The sequence below is a fragment of the Paenibacillus sp. CFBP 13594 genome (genome assembly GCF_014842675.1).
Taxonomy (GTDB): Bacteria; Bacillota; Bacilli; order Paenibacillales; family Paenibacillaceae; genus Paenibacillus; species Paenibacillus amylolyticus_B.
This window is the reverse complement of sequence record NZ_JACYVQ010000001.1, coordinates 231,122-249,645: the sequence shown is the minus strand read 5'-3', so window position 1 is coordinate 249,645 and position 18,524 is coordinate 231,122. Positions and strand designations below refer to the sequence as shown.

Below are 18,524 nucleotides of genomic sequence, written 5' to 3'. Positions count from 1 at the left end.
CAACAAAAAAAGACTCCTCGCATGACAGGATTAGCTGTTCTGCGAAAAGTCTCGTTTGTTTGTTTTTATGAAGATGATGCTGGTTGATTCTCATTGAAGTCCCTTAGAAGTTCAACGATCTCGTCCTGTTTGTCCACATGAACGATCAGCTTGCCAATATGTTTGCGCTCTGTAATCGGAACACCTTCCGAAGAGATCGGGAACACTTGGCCTTCTTTGGTCATTACAGTGATCTTACGTTGCTCTTTGCAATAAAACGCTCCAACAATACGGCTACCATTCGGTTTCACACGTTTGCCTTCTTTGAACTCGAATGTGGCAAGCCCCTTGCCTCCACGGCTCTGTATAGCGTAATCCAGAAGTAATGATCGTTTACCATATCCCAGATCGGACAACACGGCAACTTCGCCTTCATCTCCTTCTACCCATAGAGCCGATACAACTTCATCTGTTTCTCTTAACTGAATACCACGAACACCACCGGATACACGTCCCATTGGATTGACTTCATCCTCTCGGAAACGAATGGCCATGGCTTCTTTTGTAATCAACATAATATCTTGACCACCTGTACTCAGATGTACAGATAACACTTCATCGTCCTTGCCCACTTTACAAGCCGCAACTGCACCGGACCGTTTGGTAACATAATCCTTCAGCTCCGTTCGTTTCACCTGTCCTCTTCGCGTAACGAAGACCAGACTGTGGTTTGGCTCTTCAAAGGATTTCACAGCAAGCACACTTGCAATACGGTCATCTTTCGCAAGGGGAATGACATTCACAATGGCTGTGCCTGGATCTTTCCACTTGAATTCAGGTACCTGATGAACAGGTAACAGGAAATACTGACCTTTCCTCGTAAAGATAAGCAGATTCTCAAGTGTATTTACTTCCAGAACCTGAGCAATATAATCGCCGTCTTTTACACCACTTCCGCTCCGTTCACCACCAGAACGTGTAAAGGACTGCATGCCTGTACGTTTCACATATCCCTCTTTGGATAACGTAACAAATACATCTTCCGCATTCACAAGTACTTCAAGATTAACCTTAAGTTCTTCCACTTCACCCTGGATCGCAGAACGACGGTCTATGCCGTATTTCTCACGAATCTCCATCAATTCCTTGCGGATGACGCCGATGAGCTTGCGGTCACTATCCAGAATGGATTGTAATTGTGCAATCTTTTTCATCAGTTCACCGAGTTCCTTCTCCAGAGAATTAATCTCCAGATTCGTCAAACGGTACAATTGCAAAGTAAGGATGGAATCTGCTTGGCGTTCCGTGAATCCAAACATCCACATCAGGTTATTTTGGGCATCTTGACGGTTCTTCGACGCTTTGATGGCCGCAATGACCTCATCAAGGATGTTAAGTGCTTTTACCAAGCCCTCGAGCACATGCGCACGGTCTTGCGCCTTCTCCAGCTCAAACCGGGTACGGAAGGTTACAACCTCCCGCTGATGGGCAATGTAAGCCTCGAGGATCGATTTCAATCCTAATTGGTGAGGTGCTTTATTCACAATCGCCACCATATTGAAATTATAGGTGACCTGTAGGTCGGTTTTCTTCAGCAAATAAGCCAAAATACCTTGTGCGTCAGCTTCTTTTTTCAACTCAACCACGATTCGCAGACCTTCACGTCCGCTCTCATCACGCACTTCAGCAATACCTTCAACCTTCTTCTCAAGTCGGATGTTCTCCATCGCTGTAACCAGACGAGATTTCACGACCTGATAAGGAATTTCGGTAATGACGATCTGCTGTTTGCCACCGCGCATGTTTTCAATCTCGGTTTTGGACCGGATATAGATCCGTCCCTTACCTGTGCGATAGGCATCCAGAATGCCGTCACCGCCCATAATCAATCCGCCTGTTGGAAAGTCAGGACCTTTCATAAACATCATGATTTCGTCCAGCTCAATCGACGGTTTCTCCATCACAGCGATCGAGGCATCAATGACTTCACGCAAATTGTGTGTAGGAATCTCCGTTGCAAATCCGGAGGAAATACCGCTGACACCATTAACCAGCAAGTTCGGATAACGGGATGGCAATACAACCGGTTCTTTGGCCGTATTATCAAAATTATCCTTAAACAGAACCGTCCGTTTCTCGATATCGCGAAGCATCTCCATCGCGATGGGCGACAAACGGGCCTCCGTATACCGCATCGCCGCTGCCGGGTCATCATCCTGTGATCCCCAGTTACCATGACCGTCCACGAGCATATGGCCCATTTTCCATGGCTGAGCCATCCGCACCATGCCCTCATAGATGGATGAGTCACCATGTGGATGATAATTACCCATTACGTCCCCAACGGTTTTGGCAGACTTGCGGTAAGTCTTGTCAGGCGTATTACCTGAATCGTACATGGCGTATAGAATACGCCGTTGTACTGGCTTCAACCCATCCCGGACATCCGGAATGGCTCGATCCTGAATAATATATTTGGAGTAGCGACCGAAACGGTCCCCAACGACCTCTTCGAGAAAGGCCGGCATAAATTGTTCTGATGGACTCATTCCAAGCACCTTCTATTCTTCGTACTCTGTAAAGTCGACGTTCTCTACAATCCAGCGTTTCCGCGGATCAACCTTATCACCCATGAGCGTAGATACACGACGTTCTGCTTTTGCTGCATCAACAATCTGTACCTTCAGCATCGCACGAGTTTCCGGATTCATTGTTGTCTCCCACAGTTGATCCGGATTCATCTCACCAAGACCTTTATAACGTTGAAGCTCAACATTATTACCGAATTCCTTCATATAATTCGCCAGTTCTTCATCCGTCCATGCATATCGAACACTCGCAAGCTTACCAGACTTACGAGTAAGTTTGTACAATGGCGGCTGAGCAATATATATTTTGCCTGCATCAATTAAAGGCTTCATATAACGATAAAAGAAGGTCAACAGCAGCACCTGAATATGTGCGCCGTCCGTATCCGCATCGGTCATAATGATAATTTTGGAATAATTGCTGTCTTCAACTGCAAATTCGGTTCCTATGCCCGCCCCGATCGCCGCTGTAATGGCACGGTATTCTTCATTTTTTAGAATGTCGGCCAGCTTTGATTTTTCCGGATTGAGCGGTTTTCCCTTGAGCGGCAGAATAGCCTGAATCTTCGAGTCACGTCCCTGTTTGGCAGAACCACCTGCGGAATCACCTTCAACAATAAACAACTCATTTCGGGTAAAATCCTTTGATTGCGCCGGCGTTAGTTTGCCGTTCAGGTTGGAACTCTCACTGCGTTTCTTGCCTGTACGCATATCATCACGTGCTTTGCGTGCTGCTTCTCTGGCTCTGGAGGCTTGAACCGCTTTGCGAATTAACGTTTGAGCTACCTGCGGGTTTTCTTCCAGAAACCTTTGAATATTTTCGGAAACGACCGAATCCACAGCACTTCGAGCGGAAGCGCTGCCGAGCTGATCCTTCGTCTGACCTACGAACTCAACATCTGACATTTTGACACTGATGACGGCCATCATACCTTCACGCAGGTCATTACCTTCGAGGTTTTTGTCTTTTTCCTTAATCATGCTGGTACGCCGTGCGTAATCATTCATTACACGGGTATATGCAGCCCTGAATCCGGTCTCATGAGTACCGCCGCCCCGAGTAGGGATCGAGTTCACGAATGAAGCCAGTGTTTCCGTATAACCCGCGTTATACTGGATTGCCACTTCGACTTCAATGTCATCCTTCTCCGCATAGAAGTGAATAACATCATGCAGCACATCTTTATTTTCGTTAAGAAAAGCAACAAACTGGCTTGCTCCGCCTTCATACATGTATTCATCCTGATTGCCCGAACGTTCGTCCTTGAGCACAATTCTCAGACCTGAATTCAGAAAAGCAATCTCCTGAAGACGTTCTGCCAATGTATCATAATTAAATTGAATACCGCTCTGGAACACCCGAATATCCGGTTTAAATGTAACTTTTGTACCTGTCCGATTGGTATTGCCCAACACTTCGAGACCGGAGACCGGTTCACCGACATGTTCAATCCCTTTTTTGTCCTTCCAATACTCGAATCGCTGACGATGAATCTTGCCATCACGGAAAATCTCGACTTCAAGCCACTCGGACAATGCGTTTGTAACTGACGCACCTACACCGTGCAAACCGCCTGATTTTTTGTATCCTGATCCACCGAACTTTCCGCCTGCGTGCAAAATCGTAAACACGACCTGGGGAGTAGGAATCCCTGTTTTATGTATACCTGTCGGAATTCCCCTTCCGTTATCCTGAACCGTAATAGAACCGTCCTTATGCAGCGTGATATCGATTTTGGAGCAGAATTTGGCGAGATGTTCGTCGACAGCGTTGTCGACAATTTCCCATACCAAATGATGTAAACCTGAAGTGCTGGTGCTGCCGATGTACATCCCCGGCCGTTTCCGTACCGCCACCAACCCTTCAAGTACTTGAATGTCGTCCGCGTCGTAGCCTGAAGACCCCTGTCCTCCGCCTGTCGAACCTGCCGACATATCGATTTGCTCGACCATTCATGCTCCCCCTTCTTAACTTGCAACTAAAAAAATGCCTAAAATGCAAACAGATGTTTTCTTATCCTTGTCCATTTTAATTCAAGATATCCCGTTTCGTAAAGACAAGGAATGACACAATGAGTGAAGCAATGCCCCAAACACTAAGCACAATAAGGGAAAAACCTAAATTCATACCCTCGATTGGAGGTAACCCGCCAGACAAATAATTCGGAAGTTCGAGGTTAACCATGAACAGATACTTCGCTGTCTGCCAAGATGCTGCCATACTGGTCAAGATTGTTCCTGCAATCAGCGCGGCCATCATGATAACGATACTTGCAGCAGTACTGCGCACAAGCACGGATACCATAAATGCAAGCATAGCCACAATTACACTCACAAACCAGATCAGTCCTGCCTGCATAAGCATATACAACCACTGGTCTACAGCATGCACTGCCGACATATCGACATCTGTTCCCACAACTTTGAATCCTGTGAAGATTGGCATGTTGAAGCCTTTATAACCAAAAACCGCACCCGATATGACATAACATATAATGTAGGCGGATACCACGATGATCGAAACAAACATAATCAGCGTAATTAATTTGCTCAAAAGCACTTTCCAGCGTCTAACCGGACGCGTTAAAAGCATTTTAATCGTCCCTGTCGTACGTTCACCAGAAACAAGATCTGAAGCAATAGCCATGATTAACAGTGGAATAAACAATCCAACCGCGTTGTTCATGAACTCCCGCGTAAAGGTAACACCACCCGGTTCTTTGGGATTGATGTCATTCTCAAGATAATACTGCATCTGCTGGATATATACTGTTCTATATTTTTTGTACTCTTCAGGTACCCGATCGCTACCGAGCGAATTTTGGTTGTCTGTGATGGCCTGTTGCAGTTCAAGACGCCAATCGCCGCCAAACTTGTCGCGATTATTCTCCGCAGATTTCATCTGGGCATACGTAAACATCGGTACGAGGACCGCAAGTACAATAAATATAATATAAAGCCGTTTTTTCTTCACCATCTTAATCGTTTCATTGCGGATCAGCGGCATGATATTACTCAATGGATTCACCTTCTGTCATTTTTAAGAATAGTTGTTCAAGCGTAGGCTGGATCCGCTGTACCCCTTCAACCTGAATACCTGCTTGAACCATCTGCTGCACCAGATCAGGAATTCGATCTTCATGCATCTCGGCAACCACAGCGTTCGGACCAAGGCCCGCAACAATGGTATCATCCATCACATCCGCAGGTCGACCTACCAAAGCAATTCCTGCATCCTGTAACATCTTTTTGCCTTGCTCCAGTGGTGAAACATGCCATATGGCCAACTTGGAATGATCTTCAATCAGTTCGCTTACACCTCCAACGGCAAGCACACGCCCAGCACTGATAATGGCTACTCTGTCACAGAGAAGCTGAATCTCACTTAACAAGTGACTGCTGACAAATACAGCCATACCTTCGCTGGCAAGTTGCTTAATAAAGACACGAAGTTCCTTAATGCCTTTTGGATCAAGACCATTTGTCGGTTCATCCAGAATGAGCAGACGCGGTCGCCCAAGCAGTGCTTGTGCAATACCGAGCCGTTGACGCATACCCAATGAGTAAGTTCTGACTTTATCGTGAATCCGCTGATCCAGACGCACAATATCCACAACTTCCTGAATTCGTTCATTGTCCACACCTGGTTGCATGCGGGCAAAATGCTCCAGGTTCTCCCACCCTGTCAGATATGTATATACCTCCGGATTTTCAACAATGGAGCCTACATACTTCAAAGCACGCTCAGGGTCTCGATTCACATCATAACCACAGACTTTAATTTTTCCTTCTGTCGGTTTGATCAGATCGACCAGCATCCGTATCGTAGTTGTTTTTCCGGCACCGTTGGGACCGAGAAATCCGAAGATTTCACCAGGTTTTACGTCAAATGTAACGTCTTTAATAATCCACTTGCGTCCGATCCGCTTTTTCAGATTCTGTACCGATAGGACGGAATCATACTGCTGCTCTGCCATTTAATTTCCGCTCCCTTCTGCCGGTGTATCTGTCTGGAATTCCTGTGCAATCCGAACTGCAATTTGCTCATAACCTTGTCCGTTGGGATGGAAATGATCTGACGAGAGATACTCCCCCAGATGATTTTCAAACAAATCGAATGTAGGGACCAGTGTCATCTTGTCCTCGTTGTTCAAAATAGCCAGTGCAGCGTCGTTCCATGCAGCAACCACTGCATTACCCGGCTTCTCCAGTTCCTTCACATCGCCAAATGGATTGTACAACCCTATGTACGCAATCTGTGCATCGGGATTGATTTCTTTTACTTTCTTCAATATCTCTTGAAGGCGTTTGGACGTTTCCGGTAAAGCCGCTGCCAGCTGCTCTGCTGTTGGCGGATCTTCCCCCTGTAGAACTTGCCCTCCCTGGAACAGATCATTCGCGCCAATCGAGAGCAAAATAAAATTGGACTTCTGTAGGACATAACGTACGCCTTGCTCATCGAGTTTTTCCAATAAAGCATCCGTTCTCAAACCGTTCACACCCAGATTGTTAAGAACCTGAACATCATATCCTTTATCTTTAAGCAGGTTCCCTGCACGTCTCACAAAACCGAGTCCCTCATCATCCCCCGTACCTCTTGCCAGGGAATCGCCAATGACGGCCATCCGAATCTTGCCATTTTCCACTACAGCGGGTTCTCCTTCCTTATCCTTGGATGGAGCAGTTGCCTCCTGGCCTGTAGTTAACGCTGAATCTCCCTCGGGGAAAATCACGTCTTTTATAGCGTATCCAAATCCAAATAACAACAACAAGGTTGCCAAGATGGATACTGTACTGACGGTTCTCCAGATCCATGGTGCTGAATCAAGGCTTTTTTTCTTTTTCATCATCACATCTCCGCTCATGTACACCAATCCGGGTGCTTAATAATTTATAATGACTTTACATTAAGGCGTGTCTAAAAATCCGCTTCCTTCGGAGTTTTCAGACACGCCCTGATGATGCTATTCCTAAATAACATAAATGTTCTGTCGTTAATTTGCAAATTTTGCCGCTACATTCGCAGAATTCATTTTCTATATGTCATTTAACGGAAAAAAGGTTATGCCATACACAGATTTCAACTGTGCTGGCATAACCTTGTGGAAAAGAAAGTTCATACTTTCTTCATTATAATTGATTATTTACCGATAAACTCTTGAGCCCAGTATCCGTTGTAGAACCCTACACCGATATGCGTAAAGTTTTTGCTCAGGATATTGGCACGGTGTCCTGCACTATTCATCCAGGCTGTTACAACTTCCTGAGGTGTTTTTTGTCCTTTGGCAATGTTCTCACCTGCATAGCTGTAAGTTACTCCGAACTGTTTCATCATATCAAACGGAGAACCATACGTAGGTGACTGGTGATCAAAATAGTTATTGTTGCTCATATCTTTTACTTTGGCGACAGCTACTTTGTCCAGAAGAGCATCTGAAGTCAGAGCGTTCAGACCTGCTTTGGCACGCTCAGCGTTCACAAGTTTTACAACTTGCGTAGCAAAGTCGGATTGTGTGCTTTCGCTACCATTATTACTTGTATTGTTACCTGTATTTCCCGTATTTGAAGGATCTTTAGCCGGTGTAGTTTCCGGTTTTTCTTGAACTGGTTGTGTTGGTTTAGTCGGTTGCTCAGGCTTAGTTGTAGGCTCAGCAGGTTTTGTTGTCGGCTCAGCAGGTTTCGTCGTTTGATCAGGCTGCGTAGCAGGCTTATCTACAATTTGCCCCTCGGATACGTTATATCCATTTTCTTTGAGCCATTTCTCAATATAAGCTTTCAAGCTGTCTGTACTTGTAATTTTGTACGTTGTGATAGTCTTATATGTTGAATCTGCAGCAGACGCGGAAGCAGGAAGCATTACCCCTACGGCCAGTACGGCTGTCAGACTACTCGTTACGACAGTTTTCATCCATTTCTTTTTCAAATTCATTCATCTCCTTAAAAATAGTTATTACAACTTTGTAATTAATACTCTAGCAGTATATCAATTCGACAGGAGATTGTGAACCTATAAAATATGGAAAAGTAACTTTTTTGTCATTTTTTAGCCATAAAAAAAAGACATTCTGACTAACAAAGTTAGTCGAATGTCGCTTCACCATCTATTTATCATTCACCACACCAGAATGTGCAGATCAGGATATCATGAGAATTTCCATGCAATAGAAGAAACTTTATTTATACTATAGAAGAACTTTACTGAACCGATAGCCTCTCTTCTGAAAACCAATGTGCTCATAAAAAGAGTACGTTGTCGAAGTCACTTCACGGTTTGCACCCGTGACAAACAGTTGTTTACCACCTTGCTGTCTGCCCCAATCTTCGGCACGAGCCATCAAACGACGGCCAATCCCACCACCACGATGTTCTTGACCTACAATCAGGGAAGTAATTTGTGCGGCAGGTTCTGGATAGGCATGACTTTGCACACATTGCAAGCCAATCACACCAATAATTTGTTCATCCACTTCGGCAACAAGCATGCATGCGTTTGGATTGGTTTCCAAACATTCAATACGTTCTTTCATGACATTGGTTGTTGTCGGATAGCTGACCTCTCGCATCAGTCCCGTTACCGCTTCAGCATCTCGTAGTTCACACTCTCGGATCATCAGTACAGGGGCCTCAACATTATTGGACATGATTTACCTCCACTTTCAGCATATTAGCGGCTTGCACCGCTGTTTTACGAGCTTCTTCCACATCTTGACCAGCACTTAAGGCTACAGCCATTCGGCGTCCTACTTTGGTCTCAGGTTTGCCAAATACACGAATCTGAGTACGAGGAAGAGCCAGTGCTTCTTCAATCCCGCCTACAGTAAAGTCAGATGTTTCATCATTAGCCTTCAGCGTTGCTGAAGCTCCCGGTGTCAACAGATGTACACCTGTGACCGGAAAACCAAGAATTGCACGTACATGCAGCGCAAACTCGGAACTGTCTTGCGTCACCATTGTAACCATACCTGTGTCATGTGGACGAGGAGATACCTCGCTGAACACAACACCATCCGAGGTCAGGAACAACTCCACTCCGAACAGTCCATAACCGCCAAGTTCATCTGTGACGGATTTGGCGATATGACAGGCCTGCTCCCATTGCTCAGGAGTCATTGCATGAGGCTGCCAGGATTCGACATAATCCCCATCCTTCTGAATATGACCAATCGGAGGACAAAATACGGTGCCTGATACAGACCTGACGGTGAGTAGTGTAATCTCACTGTCAAATTGCACAAAGCTCTCCACAATGACACGAACGGATTTGCCGCGAGCCCCCGAAAGAGCAATGTTCCAGCAATCCTCCACGTCGCCCGGTGTTCGGCATACACTCTGCCCTTTGCCGGAAGAACTCATTAATGGTTTAATGACACAAGGTGTGCCAAGCTCACGTACGGCTTCCTGAAGTTGTTCCAGGTTGTCCGCAAAAAGGTAATCAGCTGTCGGAAGTTTCAATTGTTCGGCTGCAAGCCGACGGATGCCTTCGCGATCCATCGTTAGACGTGCAGCTCGGGCAGTAGGCACTATACAAAATCCCTCTTCCTCAAGCTCCAGTAAAGCTTCTGTTGCAATAGCTTCAATCTCAGGTACGATGTAATGAGGTTTTTCTTTACGGATCAATTGTTTCAAAGCTTCGGCATCCAGCATGTCGATGCAGTAAGACCGGTGCGCGACCTGCATTGCAGGTGCGTTCTCATAACGATCAACAGCGATCGTCTCTACTCCCAGTCGTTGGGCCTCAATAACGACCTCTTTTCCCAATTCTCCACTGCCTAGTAGCAGCATTTTTTTGGCTTGAGCCGTAAAAGGAGCACCCCACATGTTCTTTCCAATCCTCCCAAAGAGAAATCTTCTATATCTGTCTCTCTATTTTCGGGGTTTTGGTTAAAGATTGCAAGAGTGCTCCCTATTTTTCTTGTGAATTTTACAAGATTTTTTGTGTTTTTTCGATCAAATTTTACAATTATCGCTTACAGATTCGTCAACCTTTCCATTCTTCCCAGAAATAAGGATATGTTGAAACAGCAGATTATAATATTCCAGTGAACATGAATAAGCAAACAAACCCCAAGTTTAGAACCTTGGGATTTGTTTGTTTTTTTCTCTGAAAATTTCATTATGGGAGGAGACGTACGCCATCATGGGAGCATCTGGAATCAAGTATTTTTTCGCACTATTTACAGCTAAAATCGCATCATTGAAGGCTCCGGCAATAAGTCTGACTTTGCTATCGTGAGTTGCACAATCCCCTGCAGCAAAAATACCCGGGAGGTTCGTCAGTGCATGGTGACTCATTAGAACCATTCCGTCATCCATTTCTAAGCCACAACTGGCAAGATCACTTAAATTGCTTTTATATCCATGACTAACTACGACTTCATCCACATCTAACAATACATTTTCCTGACTCTCCATATGCGTAATTACAACCTGATGGATACGTTCACCATGATTATGAAGCCGTGTGATGCTATATGGTGTTCTGACATCCGTTACATTGTTCATCTCGCTAACATTGCGTTCCATTGCACGAAACTCATTTTTTCGGTGGACGACCACTACGCTCCGTGCAAGTTGAGCAAGTTCAATTGCCCAATCTACTGCACTATTGCCTCCTCCTGAAATGAGCACACGCTTCCCGGAAAAATGTTCTGGATTTTGCACGGTGTAATGAAGATTCTCATGCTCATATTGAATCGGCTCCTGAAGCTCCAATTTCTGAATTTCTGCGATACCTCGGCCTACTGCGACAATGATTGTACGCGTATAGTGTATGTCGCCTTCAGCAGTATACAGAGCCAAAATCTCGTTGTCCAGCCTGGCGAACCGATCTACTTTGCAATTCAATTCAACCGTTGGATTAAAGGTATTCGCCTGCTGAACCAGATACTCAATCAACTTTGAACACTTCATTGGTGGCAGGCCGCCCACATCCCAAATAGTTTTTTCGGAATAGGTATGCAGAAAACCACCAAGTTGGTCTTTGCCGTCAATGATCTTAACTCTCATATCACGCATCCCGGCATAAAAGGCCGCATATAATCCTGCCGGTCCGCCTCCGACGATGGTCAAGTCATAGATATCTTCCTTATTCATTTTGGACACATCCTGTTATTTAGTAGTGAATTTAGAGATATGTGTAACATGAACCGTTTGCCTTATTTATTTTTCTCTTCAAAAACAGCTACAATGTCATCAATAACATACTCGTCAGCCAGTGGAGACATCCCCAGATTGAGCCATTCTTTACCACCAACCATGTACACATGATCATTTTTGACTGCTTTCAGATTTTTCCATAGTGAAGTTGCCAACATCTCTTCAAATTTCTTCTTAATTTCAGGATTCTTATCGTCATCCAGTTGAACGATCAAGTGATCTGCATCGTATTCAGGCAACACTTCCATGGATACGGACATGGCAACTTGATCTTTCGGGAAATTCGGGAGCGGATTCATACCCAGACGCTTGTGCACGAAGTTTCCACGGTCAAGGTTCTCCCCGTGAAGGACGATTTCTTTTTCCATGACTCGAATATAGAGAACTGTTTCTTCTCCGATCATCTCGTTTAATTTGTCGGCTGCAACTTTTTCCTTCGCTACCAAATCTTCAATAACCTTTTCTGCCTGTTCTTCTTTGTCCAGAATTTTGGCAATATCACGCAATTCGTCCCGCCAATCATCACGTTGTGGAAGAAGTACAGTCGGTGCAATCAGAGAAAGCTGATCATAATCCTTTTCGGACCACCAGTCAGGAGCTATAATCAAATCAGGCATTGTCTCCATAACCGCTTCAAAATTCGGCGTTCGTGCGATGCCCATTTTCATGGTATTCGCGAATGGCTCTTCCAAATAAGAAGGATGATCCTCGTGATAGTTCTGCACAGCAACAGGTACGATGCCAAGTGCATACAAAAACTCAGGATATACAAGGGACAGACCCACTACTCTTTGTGGTTCAACCGGGATTTCAATTTCTCCCATCTTTGTAGTCACTTTTTTTACCTGACTTGTTTCTGTTGGGGATGTATTGGCAGAACCAGTCTTCTGGCCTTCGCTCGTAGCCTCACCTTGCCCCGTTGCACCGCAAGCCGAAATAATGAGCACCAACATCATGGTGCATAGGACCGTTAACCATCTGAATCTCATTCTTTATGTACCCCCTATATGGCATTTAGTTATGACAACGTCTAATTAATAATAATTATCATTATCATTTGATATAGGAGTAAGTATATTAAAATATGTTCAGGTATGATATTGACTATTCAGACTTTTTGCTATGGACGATCTTGCCATAACTTTAATATTTCATCCAACATAAGCTCATGGGTAAACGCAGCGTAGTCCAGCAGGACGCTCGACAAAAGGATATCCACTCTGCCATTCTGTACCGCTAACAACGCAAGCCATTCTTCAGACTTACGCACAGCAGACCATGTCTGCCTGGATGTCTCGTCATCACCCACAATCAGTAATATTCTTTCCACGTTGAAAACAGATAGCTCCTTAATGGTCACTGTGCCCCGTTCCCAATAAGTCTCAACTCCTTCGGGACCCTCCATTTGCATATCAACGTAAAAAACGGAAGCAATGCTCCTTGGGCCTAACATCTGCAACGCTTCACCATGAACTTTGAGTACAACCAGCCTGTCTTTTCGTATGAAATCTGTAAGTTGATTCTTAATGATCTTTGCCTTCTCTTCATATCTTTGAAGCCACACCTCTGCAATATCCGACCTGTCCAAAAAGCTTGCAACATATCTCAAATGTTCTCTCCAATCGCTTTTTCCCCACGGGAGCTCACACACAGGAGCAATGGATTGAAGCTGACTTTGCGGAGTCTCAGACTCTGTCCCAATCGTAATAATATAATCAGGTTTAACTAATCGAAGCTGTTCCAGCCAGGTGGTCTCACTCTCAGCGAGTGGCATAACTTTGTCCGTTTCATATTTACGTCTATAATAGTATGTCCACGGATGACTTGCCGGCGCGGCACAGGGAATGATCTGCAATGCAAGCAGTATACCAATGCTCACAGAATGAACTGCAGCAATTTTTTGTTTGCTATTACGTATAAACGCTGCTGGTGGAATGCCAGAGATTTGCTTGAATTTACGCCGGAAATACGTCTCATCCTGATAGCCCACGTACGATGCCACATCCTTGAGTCGATAACTGTGATCATTTCTCATTAAGATCTGGGCTTGTTTAATTCGATATAGCGTTAAATAGTCCACTGGACTGTAACCATACCTTTTCTTGAATAAACGCATGAAATGTCGAGGGCTCATTCGTGCCACATTTGCTAATTCCTCAATGGTTAATCTCTTTGAATAATTCTGCTCCATGTAGCCTTTAACATGTTCTATTGGTGAAATCAGATCCGTCTTTTCGGCACAGGCCACGTCGTAAAACATGGTATACAATAGTTCCTGAAAACGAATCTGACCATAGTACCTTTGCAAACCATCCTTCTTCAATGTGTGGTGGTAAATCATCTGACAGATCACGCCAACAGCAACGGGCGAAGAGGAGCTGACCTCGCCATTCACTTCATTACGTAAAAATTGCTTCATCATTTCAAGGGCTGTCCCACCCTCCTGATCCAATGTGTACATGACATCAAAACTCATGTGATACACACCTCGTTCATCCAACGAATGCACATTTGCCTCAACCAGTTGCCCCGGGAAGCCTACATACAGTCCGCCCGCCTTTAATTCAATGAAACTGCCATCTATCTTTAACCACCCTTGTCCACTGGCTACAAATAATAACATGTATGTTTCAATGAAGTGTTTCCTCAGAAGCCACTCCGTCGCAGGATCACTCGTATAATTCACGTGAAGGAGCCTAAAATTCATATGATCCAGGTGATCCAAATGCTTTGAATTTATTTCGTTGTTGTCCATCTGCATTGATCTCCCTCCAACCATGAACGATTGTATTGATTTCATTCTTCAAAAATATAACATACCACACTAACGAATAAAAAAAACACTCCGGCTATCCTCTAACCTGTCTTCAATGCATAAGATGCACTTATTATTGAAGGATCAGGCTAAAAAACACCAGAGTGTTATAAGTTCATATGTGTTCAGACGCTTCACAGGCGTCCGAAGGTTTCATTACAAAAATCTGTATTGAGCTTCTATTAATCCATTATAGACGCCTTGTTTTTGGATCAGCTGCTCATGGTTGCCCTCTTCTTTAATTTCACCATGATCCAGGACGATAATGTTATCTGCATTCCGGATGGTTGAGAGACGGTGAGCGACCATAAAGGACGTTCTTCCCTGCAACAGCACCTTCAACGCTTCCTGGATTTTAAGCTCTGTCTCCGTATCAATACTGGCTGTAGCTTCATCCAGGATCAGTATGCGTGGATCAGCAAGCAGCGCACGGGCAAAGGATAACAGTTGTCGCTGTCCCATGGATAATACGTTCCCGCGTTCCTCAACTTCGGTATCATATCCGCCAGGCAGCTTCATGATGAACTCATGTGCATTGACTGCTTTGGCTGCGTCCTCCACCTCTTCATTCGTTGCATCCAGTCGTCCAAATCGAATATTGTCACGAATCGTCCCCGAGAAGATGAAGGTATCCTGTAATACAATGCTGATCTGGCTGCGTAAACTCTCTACCGTTACATCCCGCACATCCTGTCCGTCAATGGTGAGACGTCCGCCAGATATATCATAGAAACGACTGATCAGATTGATGATCGTACTTTTACCTGAGCCCGTATGACCAACAAGTGCAATCGATTGGCCCGCAGCCGCCGAGAAGCTGATCCCTTTCAGCGCCTGTCTGCCCTTCTCGTATTCGAAAACAACATTTTCAAATGCGATATCTCCTTTAATAGAAGGAAGTGGCTTGGCACCTGGTTTATCCGCAATACTTGGTTTTTCATCCATGAATTCGAAGATACGCTCCGATGATGCCATCGCAACCAACAACTGATTGTACATCTGTCCCAGACGGTTGATCGGGTCCCAGAAGTTGCCGACATAGTTGGCAAACGCGACAAGTAACCCCACGGTCAATTGACCATCCTGAATCAGATAGGCACCAAACCAGAAGAGGATTAATGTCCCGAATCCGCCGGTAATCTCGATCAGTGGTCCGAAGCCCTGGTTCATTGCTGATGCCCTATCCCATGACTTTTTGCTGGACAGGTTCATGTTGTCAAAATACTTCATGTTCTCTTTTTCCTGTGTATAAGCCTGAGTCACTCGAATCCCCTGAATGGATTCATTCAAGTGGGAGTTAATCCGAGAGTTCTTCATGCGCACATCCTGCCAAGCCCGACGGATCAGCACCCGAAGTTTGGTCGAGATGATAAACATGATTGGCACCGTAATGATCACGGCAAGACCCAGTTTCCAGTTAATCAACAGCAAGATCACAATGATCCCGAGCAACTGTACGCAGTCGATCATGACGTTAACTGCACCATTGGTGAACAGATCCTGAAGGGAGTTAATATCATTTGTAACACGTACCAGTACGGAACCTGCCGGTCTTTTGTCAAAAAAGTTAAAGGATAGCTTCTGGATATGCTTGAACAGATCCGAGCGAAGATCATAAATAACACGCTGTCCGATAATGTTCGTCAGTTTGATCCGGTACGTATTCGCAGCCCATTGAATCAGATACAAAACAAATATGGAGCCTGCGATAAGATAAAGCATAGTCATGCTTGGCAACCCCGTTGCCGGTGCGATGGCCCGGTCAATTGCCAGACTGATCAGAAACGGTACGGACAATTTCGTAATGGTACCCAAGATCATCATTAGAATAACAAGTGGTAACAGTTGTTTCGCATAGGGTTTCATGTATGCAAACAAACGTCCGAACTCTTTCCAGTTAAACGGTTTTTCAATAATTTCATCGTCCTGATACACAAAGCGTTCATTCAGTTTCTTCTCAGAGGCCCCTTTGGCCTCGCGCCTGTCTGCTATCGTTTCGGCACTCATGAATTCACCTGCTCCCCAGCCTCCCGCTTACCGCGGGCAATATAATCTGCATATTGAATTTTATAAACATCCTGATATGGTCCAGGCACTTCAATGAGTTCGGTATGTTTGCCACGTTGTACCACGCGACCTTCATCGAGCACCAGAATCTCATCTGCATGTCGTAGTGAAGAAATACGGTGTGCAATAATAAATGTCGTTCTGCCGCGCATAACTTCCTGGAAACCGGATTGAATCTCGTGTTCTGTCTCCATGTCCACGGCGCTTGTTGCGTCATCAAGTACCAGAATTTTCGGATTTTTCAGCAAAGCCCTTGCGATCGCAATCCGCTGTTTCTGTCCACCCGATAAACCCATACCGCGCTCACCAACCACCGTGTCATATCCGTCCGGGAACTCCATAATGAAGTCATGTGCCTTGGCCAGCTTGGCTGCACGGATGATCTCATCCATGGTGACGTTCTTAAGCCCGTAGGAAATATTATTGCGAATGCTGGATGAGAACAGGAATGTTTCCTGGAAGACAGAAGCGATCTGACTCCGCAAACTGCGGATACCTATATCTTTGATGTTTTTACCATCCAGCTTGATCGTTCCCGAGTTCACGTTATATGCACGCATCAGAAGCTGAATGATAGTCGATTTACCTGACCCTGTTCCCCCGAGGAAACCGATTACAGAACCGGGTTCAGCGTCAAAATTAATATCGGTTACTGCGGGCATTTTGTTGCCGTAGGCAAAGGTAACGGATTCAAATGTCACATGACCATTCACTTGGTCTGCTTCCACAATGACCGGATCTTGCGTTTCTTCCACGTCCACTGGCGTATTGAGCAGTTCGAGCACCCGTTCACCTGAAGCTTTGGATTGCGTATAGTTGTTGATATGGAACCCAAGGTTCCACATTGGACCGATTATGTACCAGATCAAACTGAAAAAGGCAACGAGTTCACCAAGTGTCAGCGTCTTCTGTATAACCATTCTTCCACCAATCACCAGCAACAGCACGATACTCACCGAAGCAAGAATCTCCATGATCGGAAAATAACGACTCCACAATGTTGCCGCATGAATCTGATTTGTTTTGTAACGTTCATTACGTGTAGAGAATTTCTCCACTTCATAAGGCTCACGTGCAAAGGATTTTACCGTACGTACTCCAGTGATATTCTCCTGTACCGCTGTTGTCAGTGAACTGAGCGCCAGCCGCATCTCCTGAAACGCAGGGTGAATTTTGGATTCGAATCTCAGCGCAACGAAGGCAAGTAATGGGATGCATATGAGCGTGAACAGCGTCAGCTGCCAACTCATGGTCATCATCATGATTGCGCCGAATACGACCATCAAAACCATGTTGAGAATCTGGGCGAAACCAAATCCGATAAAGTTACGGATGGCTTCCAAATCTCCCGTGAGGCGGGACATCAGATCACCTGTCTTGGCCGTATCATAATAACGGAAGGATAAAAATTGAAGCTTTTCATAACATGCGTTACGAAGTCTGTACGCCAGGAAGTTACCCAAGCGTCCTCCAAAAAAGCCATGTAAAAACTGCATTCCCGCTTTCAAAATAACTACACCTAACACTGTCAAGGCAATTATGGGAACGTCTTCAAAAGTTCGCGGAACAATGATGTCATCAATCAGTATCCTCAGCATGTAAGGATACACCAACCCAAGTGCGGTCGCTAAGGCGAGGAACAAGATTGATACAAATAAATACGTTCGCTTTTCCCAAAAAAAGATTTGCAGTTGCCTAAGAACATCCATGTTTCTCCTCCTCTTATGTCGTTCAAAAATACTATGAACATTTATGAAGTTTATCACCGTACCCCATTCGCGGCAAAGCGAATAACAGACCATATTCTGCCTGCTTTCAGCTTATTGACGCATTAACGAAGGTAAATACCCACCTTTCAATCAAATGTTTGAATATTCTCTTTATTTCAGGTTGTTCGTACCAAAAAAAGGCTCCCTATA

13 protein-coding genes are annotated in these 18,524 nt (G+C 44.9%); all 13 read right to left on the bottom strand.

What is annotated here, in order from left to right:
* Nucleotides 1-65: 65 nt before the first annotated feature.
* The 13 genes from gyrA to IFU39_RS01295 all read right to left on the bottom strand — a co-directional run bounded on the left by gyrA (nt 66) and on the right by IFU39_RS01295 (nt 18,314).
* Nucleotides 66-2,528, bottom strand: a complete 2,463-nt coding sequence (gene gyrA / locus IFU39_RS01355; RefSeq protein WP_091017925.1) for a DNA gyrase subunit A — start codon at nt 2,526-2,528, stop codon at nt 66-68.
* A gap of 12 nt (nt 2,529-2,540) precedes the next feature.
* A complete protein-coding gene (gene parE / locus IFU39_RS01350; RefSeq protein ID WP_091017927.1) occupies nt 2,541-4,520 on the bottom strand; it encodes a DNA topoisomerase IV subunit B in 1,980 nt (659 codons plus the stop codon).
* A 76-nt stretch (nt 4,521-4,596) separates the two neighbouring features.
* Nucleotides 4,597-5,586: an ABC transporter permease gene (locus IFU39_RS01345; protein WP_036613298.1), complete on the bottom strand. Its 990-nt coding sequence runs from the start codon at nt 5,584-5,586 to the stop codon at nt 4,597-4,599.
* Nucleotides 5,579-6,544: an ABC transporter ATP-binding protein gene (locus IFU39_RS01340; RefSeq protein WP_105599344.1), complete on the bottom strand. Its 966-nt coding sequence runs from the start codon at nt 6,542-6,544 to the stop codon at nt 5,579-5,581. The genes IFU39_RS01345 and IFU39_RS01340 overlap by 8 nt, the downstream gene beginning before the upstream one ends.
* Nucleotides 6,545-7,414 carry a GDSL-type esterase/lipase family protein gene (locus tag IFU39_RS01335; RefSeq protein ID WP_192131026.1) on the bottom strand — a complete coding sequence of 290 codons (870 nt, stop codon included), beginning with the start codon at nt 7,412-7,414 and terminating at the stop codon, nt 6,545-6,547.
* A 293-nt stretch (nt 7,415-7,707) separates the two neighbouring features.
* On the bottom strand, nt 7,708-8,490 hold the full coding sequence (locus IFU39_RS01330; RefSeq protein ID WP_192131024.1) for a CAP domain-containing protein: 783 nt from the start codon (nt 8,488-8,490) through the stop codon (nt 7,708-7,710).
* Between the two features lie 259 nt (nt 8,491-8,749).
* Complete coding sequence (locus IFU39_RS01325; RefSeq protein ID WP_017687788.1) at nt 8,750-9,208, bottom strand: GNAT family N-acetyltransferase; 459 nt, start codon at nt 9,206-9,208, stop codon at nt 8,750-8,752.
* A complete protein-coding gene (gene purT, locus IFU39_RS01320) occupies nt 9,198-10,385 on the bottom strand; it encodes a formate-dependent phosphoribosylglycinamide formyltransferase (protein ID WP_192131022.1) in 1,188 nt (395 codons plus the stop codon). The genes IFU39_RS01325 and purT overlap by 11 nt, the downstream gene beginning before the upstream one ends.
* Before the next feature lie 252 nt (nt 10,386-10,637).
* Nucleotides 10,638-11,660, bottom strand: a complete 1,023-nt coding sequence (locus IFU39_RS01315; protein WP_091017936.1) for an NAD(P)/FAD-dependent oxidoreductase — start codon at nt 11,658-11,660, stop codon at nt 10,638-10,640.
* 62 nt (nt 11,661-11,722) lie between these two features.
* Nucleotides 11,723-12,712: an ABC transporter substrate-binding protein gene (locus IFU39_RS01310; protein ID WP_091017938.1), complete on the bottom strand. Its 990-nt coding sequence runs from the start codon at nt 12,710-12,712 to the stop codon at nt 11,723-11,725.
* A gap of 131 nt (nt 12,713-12,843) precedes the next feature.
* Nucleotides 12,844-14,346 (bottom strand): AraC family transcriptional regulator, encoded by a 1,503-nt coding sequence (locus tag IFU39_RS01305; protein WP_192131020.1) that lies wholly within the window; start codon nt 14,344-14,346, stop codon nt 12,844-12,846.
* Between the two features lie 348 nt (nt 14,347-14,694).
* The gene (locus IFU39_RS01300) at nt 14,695-16,545 is read right to left on the bottom strand and encodes an ABC transporter ATP-binding protein (RefSeq protein ID WP_105599350.1); all 1,851 of its coding nucleotides are present in this window, start codon (nt 16,543-16,545) and stop codon (nt 14,695-14,697) included.
* Entirely contained in the window at nt 16,542-18,314 is a 1,773-nt protein-coding gene (locus tag IFU39_RS01295) for an ABC transporter ATP-binding protein (RefSeq protein ID WP_105599351.1), read from the bottom strand. Before IFU39_RS01295 ends, IFU39_RS01300 begins: the two co-directional genes overlap by 4 nt.
* Nucleotides 18,315-18,524 lie beyond the last annotated feature (210 nt).